1 pseudogene is annotated in these 640 nt (G+C 59.2%); it reads left to right on the top strand.

The features are described from left to right. Positions 1-89: 89 nt before the first annotated feature. Positions 90-640: pseudogene (locus P0D73_RS46605) on the top strand (IS3 family transposase); the annotation flags it as partial.

Raw genomic sequence — 640 nt, forward strand, 5'->3', positions numbered from 1 at the left:
AGAGGTGGCGCCGAGAATTCGGACAGGTCGGTAAGTGGAAAAGCTGGGGCGTGAGTCGGCCATAATGGCCGGCAACAAGGAACCAGAAGATGACGAAACGCAACCGACGGACACACTCACCGACGTTCAAGGCAAAGGTGGCACTCGCGGCGCTCAAGGGCGACAAGACGCTGGCCGAGCTGGCCCAGCAGTTTGATGTGCATCCGAACCAGATCACGGACTGGAAGAAGCAACTGCAAGAGCGTGTTGCCGAAGTGTTCGAGACGGGCCAAACATCGGCCGAGCCCCCGATCGATGTGAAAGTGTTGCACGCGAAAATCGGGCAATTGACTCTGGAGAACGATTTTTTGGAAAGCGCGCTCGGCAAGGCGGGATTGCTGAGCGTAAAGCGATGATTGATCGCGGGCACGCATTGCCGGTGAGCCGGCAGGTGCGGCTGGTGGGCATTGCCCGTTCAAGCGCCTACTACCAGCCGCACCCGGTCAGCGAGGCCGATCAGAAGCTGATGCGGCGGCTCGATGAATTGCATCTGGAGTTCCCGTTTGCCGGTGCGCGAATGTTGGTTCGCCTGCTCAAGCGTGAAGCTATCAGGGTCGGGCGCAAACACGTCGGCACTCTGATGAAGCGCATGGGCATTGAA

Source organism: Paraburkholderia sp. RL18-101-BIB-B (genome assembly GCF_046026985.1).
In the GTDB taxonomy this organism is placed as follows: Bacteria; Pseudomonadota; Gammaproteobacteria; order Burkholderiales; family Burkholderiaceae; genus Paraburkholderia.